This window comes from Microcoleus sp. S13_B4 (assembly GCF_036700885.1).
GTDB lineage: Bacteria > Cyanobacteriota > Cyanobacteriia > Cyanobacteriales > Microcoleaceae > Microcoleus.
In genome coordinates this window covers 20,500-39,351 of record NZ_JAUBPU010000029.1, presented here as the reverse complement: position 1 = coordinate 39,351, position 18,852 = coordinate 20,500, and the positions used below count along the sequence as shown (strand labels likewise).

Genomic DNA, 18,852 nt, shown 5'->3' with positions numbered 1-18,852 from the left:
TACCTTAGGCGTTAACACAGGCTCCCAATTACTTGTTAGTTTTTTTTACTCAAGAAAAACAGTTATGAACGCTCCCACCTATAACACTCATTCTGTCACTTGCCCGATATGCAACCGTTCCAGCGTCGTAGGCCCAGTCGGGATGGTCAGTGGACTATTCACTTGTCCCCACTGCCATTCTCATATGGTAATTAGCTGGAGCGGTCATTTTGTGCGCGATCCTTTTAGTCTCAAACAACTGACGGTGGGAAAGATGCTCAGGCGCGAGAGCAGACCGTTAGCTCGCCTTCAGCGGGACTTTGGGCTGGGTAAGCCTTTTCCGCTGATTGCTATTTTGGGCAGTGTGGTCTTTTTCGGGTGTGCGCTAGCCGCTACGGAACAATCGCTACCCCGACAGAATTCAGTTCAAGGATTTTTAGAGTGGGTGAGCGGAACTGCTAATTCCCAAGATGTCTCACGTTAACATTTCTTAAAAAAGATTGTGACAGATACTGCGTGCCAATATCTATTCCTTTAGGTAGAAATCACACTATTTTAGCAATTGCATCCATCTTGAGCTACGGGTAAGCACTTAGACGCCGTGCCCTTCATCCTATGTCCAAAAACGTCAAAGCCCCAGTCAGGCAGGGGTTTTAACCCCTGCCTGAAAGCTCAAGTCTGGTGGGCTTAAGTCTCACGAGGGTGTTTCGGGTTAAGTTGACAAATATCACATCGCTCAATTTAGAAACTCAGCAATTTTTCTAACTGCTGCTTCCAAAATTTCTGGCGACTCGACTAAGGCAAATCGCACGTAGCCTTCTCCTGATTTCCCGAAACCGGCACCAGGGGAAGCTGCGACTCCTGTAGTTTCTACTAGCTGAGTGCAAAATTTCACGGAATCTTGGGCCCAAGGTTCCGGCAGTTTCGCCCAGACGTACATGGTGGCGGGGGGTACAGGCACTTGCCAGCCGATGCCCTGTAGCGCGTTTACAAAGGCATCCCGCCGTTTTCTGAAGGTTTCTACGCTGGTTCTGACGGTATCTTGAGGGCCGGTTAATGCGGAGATCGCTCCGTTCAAAATCCCTCGGTATTGGTTGAAGTCTACTGCGGCTTTTACCTGGCGCAGGGCTGCAATTAGTTCGGAATTGCCGATCGCATATCCGACTCGAAAACCCCCCATACTGTAGGATTTCGATAGTGTAAAAAACTCGATCGCCACACTCTTATCTCGATCCGCCTGAAAAATTGACGGCGCCATCAATTTTCGGTTTTCCTCGATCCCAGCGGCCTCAAGTCCAGAATTGCGATCGTCAAAAACCAAATCCACATAAGGGAAATCGTGAACTAAAACAAGCTGATGTTCTCGACAAAAAGCCACAGCTTTCTCAAAAAAAGCAACCGGGGCGATCGCAGTTGTAGGATTGTGAGGATAGCTCAAAACCATCATCTTCGACTGAGCCAGCACTGCTGCCGGAATATCTTCAAATATCGGCAAAAACGCATTTTCTGCTAATATCGGCATCGGATAAATTTGACCGCCCGCCAAATGCACACCGCCCGCGTGGGAAGGATAGCCCGGATCGAGCAACAAAGCAAAATCTCCCGGGTTGAGTACAGCTAAAGGCATATGCGCCGTGCCTTCTTGGGAACCAATTAACGGCAGCACTTCCGTTTCTGGATTGACTGCAATCCCAAATTTTTGCTCGTACCAAATAGCTGCTGCATCCCGGAAATCTCTTGTGCCGTTAAATAGCAAATAGCCGTGAGTGCTGGTGTCGGACAGAGAATGTGCGATCGCATCTGTAATGTGAGCAGCCGCAGGCAAATCCGAAGAACCCAGAGACAAGTCAATCACCTTTTGCCCCGCTGCTCTAGCTTGAGCTTTTGCCCGATCCATATCGGCAAATACATTAAATTGCAGTGGATCTAAACGTTTAGCAAATTGCATATCTTCTGTATTTTTGGGGGATTTTAATGAATATTTTTATATTAGCTAAATTATTTTTTATGTTACATTTTTATGGGCTTTGTGAATTATTTTTTTTACTAACCGCACAGAGCGCAGAGGGCGCAGAGTTAGAGAGGAATATCGAGGAGAAAAGAGAGGTCTGAAAAAAAAAATATTTGTGCTTGTTATAATTCTAAGTTGGGAGTTGGAAACTCCCGAATCGTTTCCAAACTTTATAAGTGAGCGTCGAGCAAACCGACCAAAGTTTGTTTAGTAATAGCTCCCTCGTGAGAAAGCACTACTTCGGCATTTTTAAACAGCCTGAGAGCTGGGACTCCTTCTACTTTATACTGCTTGACAGTATTAGGATTGGGGTCAATTTCCATTTTAACCACTTTCAGCCGATCGCTGTAGTTGGCCGCCACCCAGTCTACCGAAGGCGCGATCAGTTTGCAAGGCCCGCACCAACTAGCCCAAAAATAGGCAAGCACTGGTTGCTCTGCTTTCAGGACTTCTGTTTCAAATTTTTCGTCGTTAATGACAATTACACTGTTGCTCATGGTTCTGGGATTATTTTTTCTATTTATTTCTAAAGCACCGCTCGGTGAAACTTGCACCAACTTAGAAGACAGGCCCAAAAAACTGTTACTAATTTTAAAACATTCTGCGAATTATTGAGTGCGAACTCAGGACGGGAGACTGATGGCTAATTCTGTATGGCGTTTAATTCCACTGTTGTCGGGGTCTGGTAGCGTGCAGATGGCGATCGACCAATGGCTGCTGGAACAGCATCTAGCGGGCAAACATCCGCCAACTCTGCGATTTTACACTTGGCAACCGGTGGCGATTTCCTTGGGCTACCACCAGCGCAGGTGGCCGGAGTTTTGGCAGCATTTGTCTTGGCAGGGAATGCCTGTGGAGTTAGTGAGGAGGCCCAGCGGCGGGCGCGCCGTGCTGCACCAAGGGGATTTAACTTATGCAGTTGTGGCGTCGGGATTTGGAAGCAGCCGTCTGAAAGCTTATCAGACTATTTGCGAGTTTTTGATTGAGGGTTGGAGGGCGATGGGTTTGGATTTGCAATACGGGGAAGCGGGACGGGGTTATATTCACAATCCGAATTGTTTTGGTACTGCGACGGGTGCGGATTTAGTTACACTTGATGGCGGCAAGTTAATTGGTAGCGCGCAATTGCGACGGGGTGATGCTATTTTGCAGCACGGTTCGATGCGTTTGCAGCCGGATGTTAAATTATTTTCTCAAGTGTTTGGGGAGGAATTAATTCCTGTGAAATTACCTCTCTCTTCAGATGGGAATGATTTAATTGCAACTGTAATTGATGTTTTGAGTGCGGCTGCTTGTCGCTGTTTTGAAATTGATTTGGAAGTGCAGCCGCTTTCGGATCGGGAATGGCAGGATATAGCAGATATTGAAGGAAGATGGAAGAAGGAAAATATATTAGATACTAGATACCTAACTTATTGAAGAAGTCGGGTATCTCGCTAAAATCGCCAATCTAAAATCGGAAAACTCATCTATGGCTGCTGCTCAATTTCAACTATCGGCTCTTTGGCAATTTGGCCCAATGTTACTGAATCCAGCAAGCTTTCCCAATCAGCCTTGAGCGCTGCATCATTAGGCTGATCGCGGCGAGCGGCAGCTAGGGTGCTGAGGGCATCTTGCCAAATCCCATTTTCAGCATAAATAACGGTTTTCTGGCGCGGATCTGCCTGATCTAATTTACGACGGATATCTGCACTGATTTCAACTCGCCGTACAGTACCGCTTTCGATCTGATCGCTCGATCGGTCTTGAGAGTCGCAAATCACTGTCAAATTCCAAGTGTAACTTTTGCCTACTTCCAAGGGTGGCACATTTTTGTCAGCAGGGATACTAACGCCGATCACCCCTGATAAATTGCTAATTGTGACATCCTGTTTATAAATCGGCTTGCCGCTTGGATCTTGTAGGATAAATTCGGCTGATTGCGCCTCTGTTTGAGGCAAGTAGAACAAGAATGTTGGATAGTCGGAAACAGTCCGTCCGATCTTATTTTTAGGCACTAAGGCTGTGAGACCTAGCTGACTAATGCTCGCGCAGCCACCGCGCACAGGGCGTCTCGGTTGAGTGGGGGGTCGCTCATCTATATCTTCACGGGGCTGAACGAAGCGCGGCCCTCCCGGTTCAGTGGGTGGCTGGCCCACATTCGGGGGAAGCGGCTGTCCCACAACTGCTAATTGGGAAGCATTAAGTGTTGCTATCAATACTATTGAGCCAACAGATGTCAGATTGATGAGAAACTTAGTAATTGTTTTCATATTAACTCCATGAATTTGTAGGGATAGATTCTTTCTTTTTATTTCTTTTTTCTTCCCAAAATCCGGTAGACATTAACTTTTTGTTCCCTGCCTCTTAACGGTAAAGCTCCCCAAGATTCTACCTCAAATTTGTCCGCCAGATGCACAAAGGTTTCTTCTGCAATCAATATCCGGCAAGTGTCCTCGTGCCGCTCCTTTTCGCAGCTTTCCAGGCGAGAGGCAATATTTACGCTGTCGCCGATCACTCCATATTCTAAACGGGTTGTGCCTCCCAGACTACCCACCATAACAGGCCCTGTAAAGATGCCTACTCGCATTTTTACGACAGGTAAACCGCGATCAAGCCAATTTTGATTCATTTCTGGCAAGCGGGAACTGATGGCTAAAGCGCAAGATACGGCGAGGCGAGCATCTTCTGCAATTTCTTCTGGAGTGGTGCGGGGAATGGGTACGCCAAATACTGCCAGCATTCCATCTCCGGTAAATTTATTAATCACGCCTTGATGTTCTTGGACTTCTTGCGCCATTGCTGATAAATACTCATTTAACCAACTCATTACCACTTCTGGTGGTAGTTTTTCGGAGATTGTACTAAAACCCTGCAAGTCGGTGAGGACGATCGTAGCAGTAACTTTTTGCCCTGGCAATAACCCTGATTCGAGCAGATGGACGCGCTCTTTCCACAGGGCATTTGCGATCGCAGGTGAAGTTTGTTGTCCTAATAATTTCATCACAATCCCTTGCTGTTGCCTCGACTGCTCGTATTTATAGGTAACTGCGACTCCTGCCGTGATTAAAAGGGCCAGGGCTGGAGCTATTAGAGGTATCCACCCCTGTTGCATGAAGAGGAAAAAGGTGAATCCGAATAATGAGCCGCAAGCTGCGATCGCACTTCCCATCAAATTCAGGGATTTTTCTAGCCGCCAAGCTAAACAGCCGCCCACTGCACTCCAAACAGCAATCCAGAGAATTTCTTGCCATTCCTCCCAATACCAAAATAGGCGTTTGCCGTCTAAAACTGCACTGAGAATTTGGCTGGTGGCAGTTGCATGAATTAATACCCCAGGCGTCTGGATATTACCGTTTTTAGTAGCGCTGTAAGGGGTAGAAAAAATATCTTTTACAGTTGGGGCTGTAACCCCGATTAAAACTATTTTACCTTTTACCAATGTGGGGTCAACTTGGCCCTCCAAAACTTGACTTAGTGTTACAATTTCTGCTATCTTTTTAGAAGATCGGTAATTGAGCAATATTTGATAGCCTTGGGCATTAATGTTTTGATAACCTCCTGAGTCAGAGCGCAATTTTGAAAAGACTATTTTATTTGCCTGAACTTCTTGTTTTTCTGTCAATTTAGACTCTATTTTTTTACTATCCAAATAGGCAAAAGCTAGCCGCATTGACAATGAAGTCTGTGTCGTTTTACCCTCGCTAGCAAACATCAAATTGCGACGCACTATACGGTCTGGATCGACTACTAAATCGTTAAATCCTACCCGTTTCTCTGGTATGTTAGGATTTGGTTGCACTCGCTGCAGCTTTGAGTAGCCCCGGAAGGTAATCGGAAATACTTTGGGGTTTTTAAATTGAATTGCTAATTCTGCATTCCCCGGCTCGTAGGGAATGTCGCGAATTATATCGATGCCAATAGCTAGGGGTTCAAGACGCGCTATTTCGGCGATCGCTTTTGCTAAAGTGCGATCGGAAATTGGCCATTTTTCAATAGTATTAATATCCCGCTCAGTGACTTCAACTATCAGCAACCTGGGGTCAGGGCCCTGATCAGGACGCAACTGCACCATGAGGTCGTAAGCATTTAATTCTAGTGGCTGCAACCCGCCTAAATGCCTCACTCCCAATAGAGTTCCGGTCACGACAATCCAGATAATAGCAAGAGGCTGCAAGTCAGGGAAGGGGAAGAAATAAGTTAAGTTTTTTCCACGTCCATCTGCCCATTTCTGATAAATTCTACTAAAGAATTTGGGCATAAAATTTTTTGCTTCAACCCTCATTGACAAAGTATCCTACATCTTAACTTATCACTGATACCCCTTACCGATGCCCAATTTTTAGTTTTCTTGTGCGGTTTTGGCGATCGCACTTAACTGCAATCCTTGAGGATAGCTGTTTTCTTCTTTGCTGCGCTTGATGTCGCCTTCGGAAATCTGGGGTTTGAGGTATTTTGCCAAAACTTTAACCACGTCGCCCCGATCGATCGTGCCCGCTACTGAACCAATCGGCGAGAGGACGATGATTCGGGGGAGTTGACGGGCTTCCATGCTGTTAATTACTTCTGCGAGGGATGCTTTTTCTGAGACTGTGGGGGTTTTTCCCAGGGGTTTCAAAATGTTGTGCAAAGTCTGAATTTGCCACTGGCTGCGTTCTGTGAAGCGGATATCGTCGATCGACACTAAGCCCAAATCCCGGCCGTTGGTCGCAGCAATGTAAAATGGAAACGGATTGACTTCTAACAAATATCGATCGGCAAATTCTCGCAGAGTTAAATCTGCATCTACAACTCGAAACTCGCGGCTCATAGCATCGCTGGCTTTAATTTTAATCAAGGCTTCTTGCAGTGAAGTCAATCGGCTATAAGCAGTGGCATTGCGAATGCCAAACCCGCCGATCAGCGCAATCCACAAGCCGCCGTACTCGTGGGCTAAAAAGCATAAACTCAGACCCAAAGCAACAGCCAGCCAACCTAAAACTTGTCCTGTTTTTGCCGCCCAGCGGACGCCGGCAAATCGAGAGCCGGTGATTTTCCAAATTGCTGCTTTTAAAACTTGTCCTCCATCCAAAGGTAGACCGGGAATTAAGTTAAATAATCCCAAAACGAGATTGATTAGTGCTACCCTTTCGGTGACAATTGCTAGCAAACTTTGCGTGGGAAGAACTTGAGCACCCAAACCGAGGATTAAAAACAGCGCAAAGCTCACGAGAGGGCCGGCAATAGCTACTTGAAAAGCTTGACCAGGAGTTTTTGATTCCGAGTCGATCGAAGCTACCCCGCCAAATAAGAATAAGGTAATAGAATTAACTTTAATGCCTTGCGATATCGCCGCCAAGCTGTGTCCGAGTTCGTGCAAGAGTACGGAAGCAAACAGCAGCAGAGCTATTGCTAACCCCGCACTCCAGGAGAGCGCAGTCCCCCACCGGTGGTAACTGTTTGCGTATTCGCGGGTTGCTAAGGCTAAAATTATAAACCACGAATAATCTATAAGTAGGGGGATGCCAAATAAAGAGCCGATTCGCCAACCTGTCTGCATGAAGTTTCCTGGGAAAGGAGAGCAAGAAAGAGTTTCTATTATATCTTTTCTACCCCTTGCCTTTGCCTTTCCCCGGATTTTTACAGAACTCCGGCGTTACCCAAGCCCAAGATTACTCCGGCTCCGAGCAAGTGACCGAAGCTGGCTGTTGCCAGCAATTCTGGTACGCCGAAGCCTTTGAACATTCCAGGGAGTGCAACAGGTAAAGCTGGGCCCTTGCCTCGGTTTTGCTTGGAGATGCCGTAGTAGCCGATCGTGATCGCCAGCAAATTACATAAAATCATTGTCAGTCCTACCATTGGCGACCACTCGGGTGTTGAGGGAGCGGTAGATTGTACGGCTAACAGCAAAGATGAGTTGATCACGTTCTTATCTCCTGATTTCACAGATAAATTGATTTCCACGATTATAAAAAGCGGTTTGCATTAAACTAAGATTTGTTTTAATAGTTAACAATTCGTTGATATTTTGATACAAATTCGGAACGGAGGACGAGGAGTGCGGGTTAAAATTTGCGGAATCACTAAATTAGACCAAGGAATGGCGATCGCCCGCTTGGGAGCCCAGGCTTTGGGGTTTATCTGCGTGCCTACTTCCCCCCGCTATGTCAGTCCAGAAACTATTCGGCTCATTGTCGAGCAGTTGCCGGAAAATGTCGATCGCATCGGCGTTTTTGCAAATACCACAATAGAAAATATCTGTCAAGTAACGGCAGTGTCAAATTTAAGTGGGGTGCAGTTGCACGGAGATGAAACAGTGGAATATTGCGATCGACTGCGGGAGTTTTTGCCGGGAATTGAAATTATCAAAGCCCTGAGAGTTAAGACTCCTGAAACTCTAGAGACTGCCGCTATTTACGCTGTTCGTGTCGATACTTTACTGCTCGATGCTTACCATCCCAATCAACTCGGCGGCACTGGCCAAACGATCGACTGGAGGATGTTATCAGAGTTTAGACCGCAGTGTCCTTGGCTGCTGGCGGGCGGTTTAACACCTGATAATATTTTAAATGCAATTGATAGCGCGATCGGCAATAACTTCAGCGGTATTGACCTTTCTAGCGGCGTAGAAATAGCGCCGGGAGATAAAGATTTGACCAAAGTTGCTCAATTGTTTGCTAATTTAAGTCAACTTGCTAATCATGGATGAATTGGCAATACCAAATTCGCGCTTTTTATGCGATTCATTCTTTAGTCAGCGTGAACGAAGCCTGCCTTATACAAGGCGGACCTAGTTTCTACAGTAGCGGTTTCAACCGCAGTTTATGCTCTTTATTGTTTTATCGGCGGATCTCAAAAGTACGCGCGGCGGAGCTATCTTGAAGGGAATCGACCTCCGGGTCTTCGTATTCCAAAACCAACTCACTAACCCTAGCACCGGTGGGGCCGCGGCGGCACCAACTAATCATTCCTTCAACAGCTTTTTTGGAGCCTTCAAAGACAGCCTCGACGCGGCCATCAGGGAGATTTCTCACCCAGCCGCCCAGGCCGAAATACTTTGCTTGATTCCTCGTTGAATATCGGTATCCTACTCCTTGAACTACTCCGGAAACAAAAACGTGGACTCTGACGGGCGGGGGTGATTGGTTTTGCATACACGGGTTAACTTACTGGTAACATCTGTTGGAAATTTTTAAGGATCAGTTTGATTATGTTAAATTTTAGTGCGATCCCGCTGCTGGGATTGCTAGTACGCCGCGTCACACTGGCTTTTTCAACTATTCCCGATTTCACTGATTGCCTGGTTGCAGTTACGATCGCGCTGGTTTACACTTTGATCGCTCTTTCCGTGGGTTTTTGGTCGGGATTTCTAAAAGTAGACGTGCAAACCTCTCGGCGTACAATTGTGGGAGTGCTTCTTGGCTGTTTGTTAAGTCCGGGCATCACCGAGGAATTATTGTTCCGGGTGTTAATGCTGCCGCACCCGTTCGAGAAGGCTTCTGGGTTAATGCTGTGGTTTTGGGGATGCGCGAGTTTGGCGGTTTTTGTAGTTTACCACCCGCTGAACGCGCTGACTTTTTACCCGGTTGGTCGATCGACCTTTATGAATCCAGTGTTTTTGCTGCTGGCGGCAATTTTGGGAGTTGCGTGCTCCATCGCATACCTGCAAAGCGGTTCTATCTGGCCTGCGGTGGCGGTTCACTGGCTCGCAGTGACAGCCTGGCTGCTGCTATTGGGGGGTTACAGGAGGCTGTATGGTTAAATGTAAAAAGTCCAGAATAACTATTTTGTCCGGAGGAGATGAGTCGTGGCTATCATAGGAGCGATCGTAGGTTTTTTGGCAGGGATAGCAGTTGCTTACTGGTTAGTGGAAAAGCGCTTAAACAAGCAAAAGCAAGAATACTTGCAGCAAACTCGCAGAATTACTGAGGAAATAGAAATAGCTCAGATGTCTCGCGTGCAACAAGCTGTCGAATCTCAGCAAGGAGAACGGGAAAATCAGCTTAGAAAAGCTACTATCGAACACGAAAATTTACTCAGACAAGTTACTACCCAATACGAAAACCAGCTCCAACAAGTTGCAGCTCAATACGAAAATCAGCTCCAACAAGTTCGGGCAGAACGCGACAGTCAGCTCCAACAAGTTCGGGCAGAACGCAACAGTCAGCTCCAACCAGTTGCCACCGTAGACGAGCATGAGCTGCGGCGACAAATCAGCGAGGAATTAGAGGCTGCTAACAATGCTAGGCTTCAGCAAAATATCCAATCTTTGCAAGCAGAACACGAAAATCATTTACTCAGAGTTGCTGACGAATTGCATCTAAGTTATCAAGCTCAGATGGAGCAACATTTGCAAAACCTGCAAGATGAACACGAAATTCGCTTGAGGCAAATTGCCGAGGAATATGAGAACCGAGAGGTTGAGATGCAGTTAAATATGGAGGCTTTGCAAGAGCAATACGAGAGTCAGTTGCAAGCGGCTCACGAGCAGTTGAGAACTCACGAAGCTCAGATGCAAGCTACTATCAGGTCTTTGCAAGAGCAGTACGAAAGTAATGTACAACAAGAAGTCCCGGATCAGCAGTTCAGTCAGTTAAATCCCACAGAATTGGCCGAAGGTTTATCACAAGAAGAAGTTTGGCAAGAACTGTCAAGCGAGTTAAATCAAACAGACGTTGAAGAAGAGTTAAATTACACGGATTTTCCGGAACCACAACCGATTGATTTACATCAACCAGAAGTCGAACCACTGCTTCCAATTGCCAGACAAGCACCAAGCTATTCCCTACCGCAGTTGATGGGATGTGTTCAAAGTCAGGACAAAGAAACCCGCAAGTTTGCAGCGTATGCTTTAGGTAAAATGGCTGCTGCTAATGCTCTGAGAGCCGAAGGACAGCGAGCAATAGAAACCTTGGGAAAATTAGCTCAAGATATTCACCCGGAGGTGCGCGAAGCTGCTGTGGAAGCACTAGCAATGATTAAGTCGGAAAAAGTGATTCCGCTGCTACAAAAAGCTTTGCGGGATACAGATAGCGGTGTGGCTAAATCGGCAAGTGCTGCGCTCAATAAGTTTAAGTTTTATCCGCGCACTCCGCCTGCTAAGGCGAAAACTGTTGAGGTGAAGAAACCAAAGCGTTAAGAAGTTACTAGCATAAATATAGCAATTATCAATTGCCTAAAACACAGTAGGGATACAACATTGTTGTGTCCTTACCGAGGTGCTGTATTTCACTCAATTTCGATTACTACCACAAACTGTAGAGGTTGGGTTGAGGAACGAAATCAAACTCAATTATTGTCTCGACAATTTACCCAATTCTTAGCAGAAATCACCGACACCCCGCCAGCCGAGGCCCATAGGTTTGATGATGCCCTGCCAACGGGTTTGGCGGCAATTGCGTCGCGCAAAATCTATTTAAGACTGTGAGTTAACTGATCTGTTGCACTATTCTTAAAAACGTTGCTTTGTACCGAGTATAAATTGGAGATCGCCGGAGTCGCTAACCGCCATATCTAAGCGAATTAATCCAAAGCGCGATCGCACCCTCACACCTAACCCAACACCCGCCCCAGTCCCCGGTTTGTCCCTGACTACCGCCGGTTTCCCGAGTACGCTATCTCCCGTTCCCAAATCCGACGCAAAATCAACAAATATCACGCCGCCAACATCCTGACCCACAGGAAACCGATATTCGCCGGAAGCTAAAAAATAACTCCGGCTACTGCCAATATCCCCGCTATCGTAACCCCGCACGGAATTGCGGCCGCCGAGGCGAAAAGCTTCCGTTGGTGGCAAATCCCCGATTACCGTCCCCGCTTGCAAGTTAAAAGCCAGCATTTCGGGCAAGGCTTCAGACTCGCTGATGCCCAACAAAGTTACTGGTACATATTGTATATAATTGGCTAACAGCCTGTTACTCACAATGTTGCCTCGACCCAGAGGTATCGACTGCTCGGTGCTGAGGCTGAGAATCGAGCCGCTGGTGGGGTTGAAGGGATTGTCCCGCCGATCGAGCATCGCACCAAAAGAAACAGTGTATAGCTCGTCAACGCCACTACCGCTGAATGTGAGAGGATTGCCGAGTTCGTCGCGGCGGGCGATATTTAAGTTGCGATCGCGCGTACTGATATTTGTATAATTCAGTCCCAAAGTCGATTGCCAATCGCCCAAAGGTCTAGTAAACCTGAGATTTCCCCCCATCCGAATCTCCCGAACTCGGTTCCCGTTGGGCAAATCAATATCTTTGTTGAAAATTTCCGATATTCTGCGATCGCCAAAAGCTCTCACACTGTATCCCAAACGGTCTTCGGCGGCAACGTAAGGGCTGACAAACTGGACATCGTACTGGATACCTCGGAGGCTGGGCTGAAGTTCCACCGCCAGCCGCTGCGGGGTTGTTCCGAAAGTTCGATCGGTATAGGAAAGAGGAACAGCAACGCCTATATCATCACTAAGACTGGCACTCACGCTAAAAGAGCGAGCCGAGCGCTCTTGAACGTTGTAGATTACATTAACATCTGTGCCAACTTCTTCGATCGAAACCGTAACCTTGTCAAACAATCCCAATTGCTGCAACTGCTGTAAATCCGATCGTACAACTTCCCGGCTGTAGTTATCCCCCGCCTTGAGTTTGAGCTCACCTCGGATAAAATCTTCCGAAATTCTGCCCTCAACCGGATTCCCTTTTTTATCAACAGCTTCACCTCGGGAATTAACAAAGCGAATTTTTACCTCTGCAACGTAAACGCCTTCAGCATTGCTTGCTTGGCTGATTTGTAGAGTACCGCCTAGCTGTCGGGCGTTGCTGTTTACTGCTTCGGGAATTTCGGCTTTTGCCGCGATCCTCGCCGGAGTTTTTAACAGAGATGTAAAATCTTTTTTGTGGCTGGACTTGAGAGAGGGCGATTCCCTAGGGGATAGCTGCGGCGCGCGTACTTCTCCAGAAGCTGCGAACTCATCGGATGCCGGCAAGTTCTGCACAGTTGGGTTCACCTCATCCGATTGATGAGAACTTAAGACTGAAACCGATAATAAATCTCGCTTGTAGTCGAGTCTAGATCCCCCTAAATCCCCCTTAACAAGGGGGACTTTGAGAATATTTCTTGTCCCCCCCTTATTAAGGGGGGTTAGGGGGGATCTAGACTTCGCTACAAACAACAGAGACGGTGGGTTTGACGTTAAGTTGTCAGCAATGACCTCATCCTCCTCCCTCTGCGCCCTCTGTGCCTCTGCGGTTCCCTCTCTAAACTCCGCCTCAGTCGGTGCGGCACTCGGATCGATCGCCCGCGCTGCCAATTCGCCGCCAGTCAGCGCAGCCAAAGTCAAAAATGCAATAATCGGAATTCGCATAGACATTAAATTTAAAGCACACCCAACGCATATTACCCAAAACCTGGCCCCCTGCGTAATTAGCCGAAAAGAAACCCGGTATTTTTGAGGCTACCGGGTTTCTGGGATGCTGAAAGGTGGAAAAGTTCGACCGCGGGCGATCGTAAAATTTGTTTAAATAGCTTGTCGAGAAACTCGTTTCTCAAAATGAGCCTGAGTCTGCTGCAAGAGTTGTTCGCGACTATCCTTAGCGGTGGTAATGGTAGGGAGCAAGTTGCGAGCTTGTAACGTCATGTGAAGCTGTAGGTGTGCTACGTACTCACTGACATCTTCGCGAAGAGAGCAAGCCGGGTACTGTTTTAAAGTAGAGTTCAAAGTGTTCTCCTGCTTTGAGTTTGTAGTATTTTCTAATAATCATAGAGAATATCATGGTCTATTTCTAATTGTGTACTCCGTAATGAACTTTAACCTTTGGACTGCTATTTTGTTACAATTGTTTACAAATATTTCTTACCTATCCGGAGTCGATCCCCATGCAGTCTCAAGCAGTTGTAGGACAAAAGCACACCTTAAGTACATTTGTCAATAGCACCACCCAAACAGCAGCCTACCTCGACATCGGGTGCGGCAGACCCTTATTGATGCTGCACGGTTTCTTCGGAGAAAAGACTTGCTGGCTGCCATTAATTGAGTTATTGCAATCTCAGTTTCGGTGCATCAGTTTAGATATGTTAGGTTTTGGAGAATCCAGCAAACCAGAAATCCGCTATGACGTAGCTGTAGAAGTTGCTTTTGTGCGGCAAGTTGTAGAACAACTAAATATCGAACCCTGCTGCATTATCGGACATTCTTTTGGCGGTTGGGTAGCATCTGCATATTCCCTCAAATATCCTAATTCTGTTAGCAGTTTAGTGTTAGCAGCACCAGCCGGAATTCGGGACGACAGTTTTTGCGGTCAATACGATGCTTTGCGGCCGCTGCTGTGGGAAACCCCAGCCGTTGATTGGGCCTTGCAGTTGGCAAAACCTTTTGCTAGTTTAGCTGGAAAAAGTGAGAAATTGCAGCAAATTTCCGGGTGGCGCAGGGAGTTAATGTCTCAACCAGTAGCAAGGTCATTTTTAATGAGCCGGATGCGGCCTGAAGACGCAGTTGATACAGTAGAAAAAGAAATTCACAAATTGCAAATTCCTACCTTAGTAATCGCAGCAGAGAGTGACGAAACAATTCCTCTATGGCACTGTGAAACCTACGCTAACGAGATACCAGGGGCCGAGTTAGCAATTATTCCTAATGCTGCTCACGGGTTGCCCCAAACTCAAGCTCAAATTATGGCGAAGTTGACTTGTAAATTTTTGAATAATTAAGACAAACTGTCCAAGAAGCCGAATCCTAAAAATTGTGATAAGCCACTAATTGCCAATAATTGTGTTTTAGTATACTACTTTTTAAAAAAATACAGAATATATTGATTAGTGTATTGTACAATTATTTTTATGGCTCTTAAATCTTGTGTCAGCAGGAGCGACAGACATTTAGTTGAGTCGGGGATATTACCAATGGCGGCAATGAGGAACTATTTTAATCTGGAAGAAATTACGACAGCCAGAAAAATTAGTGCTGCGGTAATTAACATCAGCGGCCGCCAGCGAATGCTTTCCCAACGAACGGCTTTTTTTTGCATGAGGTTAGTTTGCTCTGAGAATGCGGCAGAAAGATCAAAACTGCGGGGGAATTTGTTAGAGGCGATCGATCTTATGGAAAAATCGCACCGCGACTTAATTAATATTGGCAGCAGCGTCAACTTAGTGAGTCCTCCTTCAGCCACCGTCAAGGCACTGTATTTTGAGTCGCCAGTGTATTTAGACAAACAAGTGCGCGCATATATCGATCGCATAAAAGCATTGCTGCAAGTTCCCGATGCCGAACTCATGCTGGAAAATCCCCATCTGCTGTATATTGTCGAAGCAGCGGGCGGCGACTTGCTAGAAGGTTTCGATGCCGTGGTGAGTCAATACCAGCAAGAAAGCGAAATAGAACAATTTGAAATCGACCTCAAACAGGTTGAACTTTATCAAGAAAGTTGTGCTGCTACCGCGAAAGCAGAAGCTCAAGCGGCCGAGATCGATCGCGCACTTTACGAACTCAAACAAACTCAAGCTCAACTCCTCCACAGCGAAAAAATGTCCTCGCTGGGGGCGCTAATGGCTAGTATCGTCCACGAAATTAATAACCCAGTTAGTTTTATTTACGGCAACTTGAGCCATGCCGCCATTTATACTCAAGATTTGTTGCACCTGCTGTGTTTATATCAAGAATACTGTCCCAATCCCTGCCCCGAAATTAAAGCTCTAATCGAAGAGATAGATCTTGATTTTCTAGTTGAAGACTTGCCTAAAGTTATCTCTTCCATGCAAATGGGTTCCAATCGCATTCGCGAAATTGTCAAATCTATGGGCAACTTTTCGCGAACCGATAACAGTAACATGACCATGTGCGATTTGCACGACAGCATTGACAGCACCGTGTTAATTTTGCGAAACCGTCTCAATTCTCAAATAGACCGTCGCGACATTCAAGTAGTTAAAAATTATGGAAAATTGCCTGCTGTAGAGTGTTATTCGGGACAGCTAAATCAAGTATTTATGAATCTAATTACCAACGCGATCGATGCTTTAGACGAGGTATCACAAAATCAGCCCTATGCTCCGCTAAAAATTTTGATCACCACAGAATTAGCTGGGCCCGATCACGTGAGAGTGCGGATTGCTGACACGGGACCCGGAATGACACCACAGATAAAAGAGCGAATGTTCGAGCAGTTTTTCACCACCAAGGAAATCGGTAAAGGTACCGGTTTAGGATTGTCTATTGTCTATAAAATATTAGTAGAAAATCACCGAGGATCGCTCCGGTGCGAGTCGGAGCCATGCAAGGGAACCGAGTTTATCATTGAACTGCCGATCGAGCAAACTTAAGCAATTTACTAATCATCCAAATTTATCTATGTTAACTGTGGCACGGGCGTCCCGCCTGTGTTAACTGTGGCACGGGCGTCCCGCCTGTGTTAACTGTGTGTGGCATGGGCGTCCCGCCTGTGTTAACTGTAATTAAAATTTACACATATCCTACGCTAATTCGAGCTTCAAAGTTGGCAACAGCTTTTCTAAATTTCTGAGAGATTTCTGTTGCCAAGGAATATCATTGGAACCTAATACCAAAAGTTGAATCGTTTTCTTTTTCCGGACGCTAATGACAAATTTAGACAGCATACTGATACCGGAACTGTTAACAAATTCCAATTGTTTTAGGTTCAAGGTAATAGTAGGCGGTTCGCCATTGGCGACCTCATCTAACAATTCGACTATTGGTGCATACTCTGCTGGGCCGCTCAGACTGAGTTCGCCTTGGAAAGTGACAGTGACTGATTCGGGAGCGTACTGAATGCTGTAATCTTCACCTTTAATTTCTTGAATGCCCATTGTAATTTTGTTTCCTGACTAAAATATTGCGATCGCACAAGAGAGTAAACATTGAAATGCTAGAAACTAGACCCTAATTTGAACTACAGTCGTAACAATGATGGTATCACTATCTGGCGTGCGATCGAATTTCCAACCTATCTTAGCTGAATAGTCATTAATCATCGTCAGCAATCCCAATCCCGAGGTATCACTTTCAAATTCCGCATTCTTTTCAAGCTGCTGCAAATAAAGTTCATTGGGATCGGAAGCCAGAATTTCTTCAATAAACTCCTTCAACTTATTTGCCCCTTGTGGCTTGACACTATTACTGGCAAAAATTACGGCCGTCACCTCTATTTCACCAATAAAATGTATACCAAATTTGACCTTGTAATTGGTATCATCGTTGTTGAATTTTATCGCATTTTCTAACAGTTCGTTGGCTACGTAGCTCACAGCTCCCTTGCTTTCTTTTATCCGTTTCTCGCTGCTAGCATCCTCCTCATCCACCGGAAGAAAGCTAGACAAATAATCGGCTACAAAATGAGCTGACAGCCTGTTATTGCGCCAGCGCTGTTTGATGGGGCGAGAACTCGGGGTAAATGTAAGTTCTAGGGAGTCGTGTTCAGGAGGAAATTCTTCAATGAATTCTCCAAAGATTTGTGTCATTGTTTTTAAGCTTCCAGATGTCATGATTTTTATCCCTCCAATTGATGTATTAATGTCACTTCTGGGTGAATTTCCACACGCCATTCCAGTTAGCAGGAATACTCTTTTCTAACAGCGATTGGATGCGTTTTAGGTAAAGTTGACTGGGCTTGTCATCTGGATTTAGGGCTACTATCTGTTTAAAACAAACTATGGCCTTAGCAAAATTTCCCTGACAATATTCTTGGAGTCCCTCCTCAAATATAGGCAAAGTTTGAATTTTGAGCGATCGCACTGGTTCTACTTCAACATCTAACACCTCACAAACTGTAATGGCTTCTTGTCTACCTTTGACAATAGCCCGATCCAAAAAACGGATATGATACTTTTCGGGTTGACTCAAACGTTGTACCACATCTCCCGAAATTAATAAAGATACGCCATAATACTTAGTCAAACCTTCCAGACGAGCGGTGAGATTGACATGATCTGAGAGCGCATCTGCTTGCATCCGATTCGCATCTCCAATAATCCCAACCATCGTATCACCCACATGGATACCAATGCCAATCTTCAGCGGTCTCTCCCCATTTATTTTACGGCTTTGATTGTATTTATGCAACTGCTCCAATTTCACAATTCCTGCCTGAATAGCATCATCCACGCCATCAGGAAAAACTGCCATGACTCCATCTCCTATATACTTGACAATAAAACCGTTGTGCTTACGAATTTCGGGACTAACTTGCTGTAAATAGTTATTGATGAAATCAAAGTTTTCTTGAGGAGTCATTTGCTCCGCCATCGTGGTGAACGAACGCATATCGGAAAACATAATTGCCATCTCTTTGCTCACGTGATCTCCAAGCTGGAAATCAACCATGCTCTGCTTGCCGAGAAATTGGAGAAATTCATCGGGAACGAAACGTCCGTAAGCCTGCAAAAGTTTCTCTAATTCTTGTTCCCGCGCTTTCACCGTTTCCACCATATGCGAAAATACCTGTGCCAGTTCTCCCAGTGCATCACTGCGCGCTGCCACATCTGACAATATCTGGGGTTCAAAGCTATTGTTTTTTACAGCAATAGCTGCATCTATAACCTTTTTTACCTGCTCAATGTAAGTCTGCATCTCTCGGTTTTTATGACGGATCTGGTTTTCCAGATCCGTGGAGTGTTGCGTGATAATTTCTACTAAGGTTTCATAGCTGTTTTTTTCATCCTCGACTTCCTCAAGTCTTTCGCTCAACTCCTGTAGCTGGTTATGGAGTTCTTCTGGAGATTTAGATGGTGCTAAATTTATTTGTGGTTTCATAATTTATACTTCCGAATCTGGAAGCGCAAAATTGTTTGACTTCCTCGCTGTAAATTATTATAACTTACAGGCGCGGAACTCGAAATCCTGTTTCTGCTTCGATGCTGGATCACTACATCCAAGATTCCTCCTAGAAACCGGGTTGACGACCGTA

General features: G+C 45.8%; 19 protein-coding genes. 7 read left to right on the top strand and 12 right to left on the bottom strand.

Annotated elements, in window-relative coordinates; translation table 11 throughout:
* Positions 1-64: 64 nt before the first annotated feature.
* Positions 65-463 carry a hypothetical protein gene (locus tag QT994_RS16415; RefSeq protein WP_333047778.1) on the top strand — a complete coding sequence of 133 codons (399 nt, stop codon included), beginning with the start codon at positions 65-67 and terminating at the stop codon, positions 461-463.
* Positions 464-715: 252 nt separating this feature from the next.
* Here the strand turns inward: QT994_RS16415 and QT994_RS16410 are convergent, their stop codons facing one another.
* Positions 716-1,927 (bottom strand): LL-diaminopimelate aminotransferase, encoded by a 1,212-nt coding sequence (locus QT994_RS16410; protein WP_333176192.1) that lies wholly within the window; start codon positions 1,925-1,927, stop codon positions 716-718.
* Positions 1,928-2,160: 233 nt separating this feature from the next.
* Positions 2,161-2,487: a thioredoxin family protein gene (locus QT994_RS16405; protein ID WP_015177073.1), complete on the bottom strand. Its 327-nt coding sequence runs from the start codon at positions 2,485-2,487 to the stop codon at positions 2,161-2,163.
* A 142-nt stretch (positions 2,488-2,629) separates the two neighbouring features.
* Here QT994_RS16405 and QT994_RS16400 point away from each other — a divergent pair, with 142 nt between their 5' ends.
* The gene (locus QT994_RS16400) at positions 2,630-3,409 is read left to right on the top strand and encodes a biotin/lipoate A/B protein ligase family protein (protein WP_333176190.1); all 780 of its coding nucleotides are present in this window, start codon (positions 2,630-2,632) and stop codon (positions 3,407-3,409) included.
* 50 nt (positions 3,410-3,459) lie between these two features.
* Here the strand turns inward: QT994_RS16400 and QT994_RS16395 are convergent, their stop codons facing one another.
* From QT994_RS16395 to psaK, 4 genes are all read right to left on the bottom strand, one after another.
* The gene (locus QT994_RS16395; RefSeq protein WP_333176188.1) at positions 3,460-4,242 is read right to left on the bottom strand and encodes a DUF928 domain-containing protein; all 783 of its coding nucleotides are present in this window, start codon (positions 4,240-4,242) and stop codon (positions 3,460-3,462) included.
* 38 nt (positions 4,243-4,280) lie between these two features.
* Positions 4,281-6,230, bottom strand: a complete 1,950-nt coding sequence (locus tag QT994_RS16390) for an adenylate/guanylate cyclase domain-containing protein (protein WP_333176186.1) — start codon at positions 6,228-6,230, stop codon at positions 4,281-4,283.
* 81 nt (positions 6,231-6,311) lie between these two features.
* A complete protein-coding gene (locus QT994_RS16385; RefSeq protein WP_333176184.1) occupies positions 6,312-7,508 on the bottom strand; it encodes a site-2 protease family protein in 1,197 nt (398 codons plus the stop codon).
* 80 nt (positions 7,509-7,588) lie between these two features.
* Positions 7,589-7,873: a photosystem I reaction center subunit PsaK gene (gene psaK / locus QT994_RS16380; protein WP_333047772.1), complete on the bottom strand. Its 285-nt coding sequence runs from the start codon at positions 7,871-7,873 to the stop codon at positions 7,589-7,591.
* A 133-nt stretch (positions 7,874-8,006) separates the two neighbouring features.
* On the opposite strand from psaK, the gene QT994_RS16375 reads away from it, so the two are divergent.
* Positions 8,007-8,657, top strand: a complete 651-nt coding sequence (locus QT994_RS16375) for a phosphoribosylanthranilate isomerase (protein WP_333176182.1) — start codon at positions 8,007-8,009, stop codon at positions 8,655-8,657.
* Positions 8,658-8,787: 130 nt separating this feature from the next.
* On the opposite strand, the gene QT994_RS16370 is transcribed toward QT994_RS16375, so the two are convergent.
* Positions 8,788-9,102: an acylphosphatase gene (locus tag QT994_RS16370; protein ID WP_333047770.1), complete on the bottom strand. Its 315-nt coding sequence runs from the start codon at positions 9,100-9,102 to the stop codon at positions 8,788-8,790.
* A gap of 56 nt (positions 9,103-9,158) precedes the next feature.
* On the opposite strand from QT994_RS16370, the gene QT994_RS16365 reads away from it, so the two are divergent.
* On the top strand, positions 9,159-9,710 hold the full coding sequence (locus QT994_RS16365) for a CPBP family glutamic-type intramembrane protease (RefSeq protein WP_333176180.1): 552 nt from the start codon (positions 9,159-9,161) through the stop codon (positions 9,708-9,710).
* 45 nt (positions 9,711-9,755) lie between these two features.
* Complete coding sequence (locus QT994_RS16360) at positions 9,756-11,087, top strand: HEAT repeat domain-containing protein (RefSeq protein ID WP_333047768.1); 1,332 nt, start codon at positions 9,756-9,758, stop codon at positions 11,085-11,087.
* Positions 11,088-11,399: 312 nt separating this feature from the next.
* On the opposite strand, the gene QT994_RS16355 is transcribed toward QT994_RS16360, so the two are convergent.
* Together QT994_RS16355 and QT994_RS16350 are read right to left on the bottom strand one after the other, a co-directional pair.
* Entirely contained in the window at positions 11,400-13,298 is a 1,899-nt protein-coding gene (locus tag QT994_RS16355) for a BamA/TamA family outer membrane protein (protein ID WP_333176178.1), read from the bottom strand.
* Positions 13,299-13,451: 153 nt separating this feature from the next.
* The gene (locus tag QT994_RS16350) at positions 13,452-13,652 is read right to left on the bottom strand and encodes a hypothetical protein (protein ID WP_006634481.1); all 201 of its coding nucleotides are present in this window, start codon (positions 13,650-13,652) and stop codon (positions 13,452-13,454) included.
* Positions 13,653-13,810: 158 nt separating this feature from the next.
* Between QT994_RS16350 and QT994_RS16345 the strand changes: the two genes are divergently transcribed.
* Both QT994_RS16345 and QT994_RS16340 read left to right on the top strand, forming a co-directional pair.
* Positions 13,811-14,641 carry an alpha/beta hydrolase gene (locus QT994_RS16345; RefSeq protein WP_333176177.1) on the top strand — a complete coding sequence of 277 codons (831 nt, stop codon included), beginning with the start codon at positions 13,811-13,813 and terminating at the stop codon, positions 14,639-14,641.
* Between the two features lie 129 nt (positions 14,642-14,770).
* Positions 14,771-16,252 carry an ATP-binding protein gene (locus QT994_RS16340; RefSeq protein WP_333176175.1) on the top strand — a complete coding sequence of 494 codons (1,482 nt, stop codon included), beginning with the start codon at positions 14,771-14,773 and terminating at the stop codon, positions 16,250-16,252.
* A gap of 150 nt (positions 16,253-16,402) precedes the next feature.
* On the opposite strand, the gene QT994_RS16335 is transcribed toward QT994_RS16340, so the two are convergent.
* The 3 genes from QT994_RS16335 to QT994_RS16325 all read right to left on the bottom strand — a co-directional run bounded on the left by QT994_RS16335 (position 16,403) and on the right by QT994_RS16325 (position 18,698).
* Positions 16,403-16,756, bottom strand: coding sequence for a slr1659 superfamily regulator (locus QT994_RS16335; protein WP_333176173.1), 354 nt, complete (start codon positions 16,754-16,756; stop codon positions 16,403-16,405).
* A 66-nt stretch (positions 16,757-16,822) separates the two neighbouring features.
* A complete protein-coding gene (locus QT994_RS16330) occupies positions 16,823-17,431 on the bottom strand; it encodes a DUF6272 family protein (protein ID WP_333047763.1) in 609 nt (202 codons plus the stop codon).
* 31 nt (positions 17,432-17,462) lie between these two features.
* Positions 17,463-18,698: an adenylate/guanylate cyclase domain-containing protein gene (locus QT994_RS16325; protein WP_333176171.1), complete on the bottom strand. Its 1,236-nt coding sequence runs from the start codon at positions 18,696-18,698 to the stop codon at positions 17,463-17,465.
* Between the last annotated feature and the right edge of the window lie 154 nt (positions 18,699-18,852).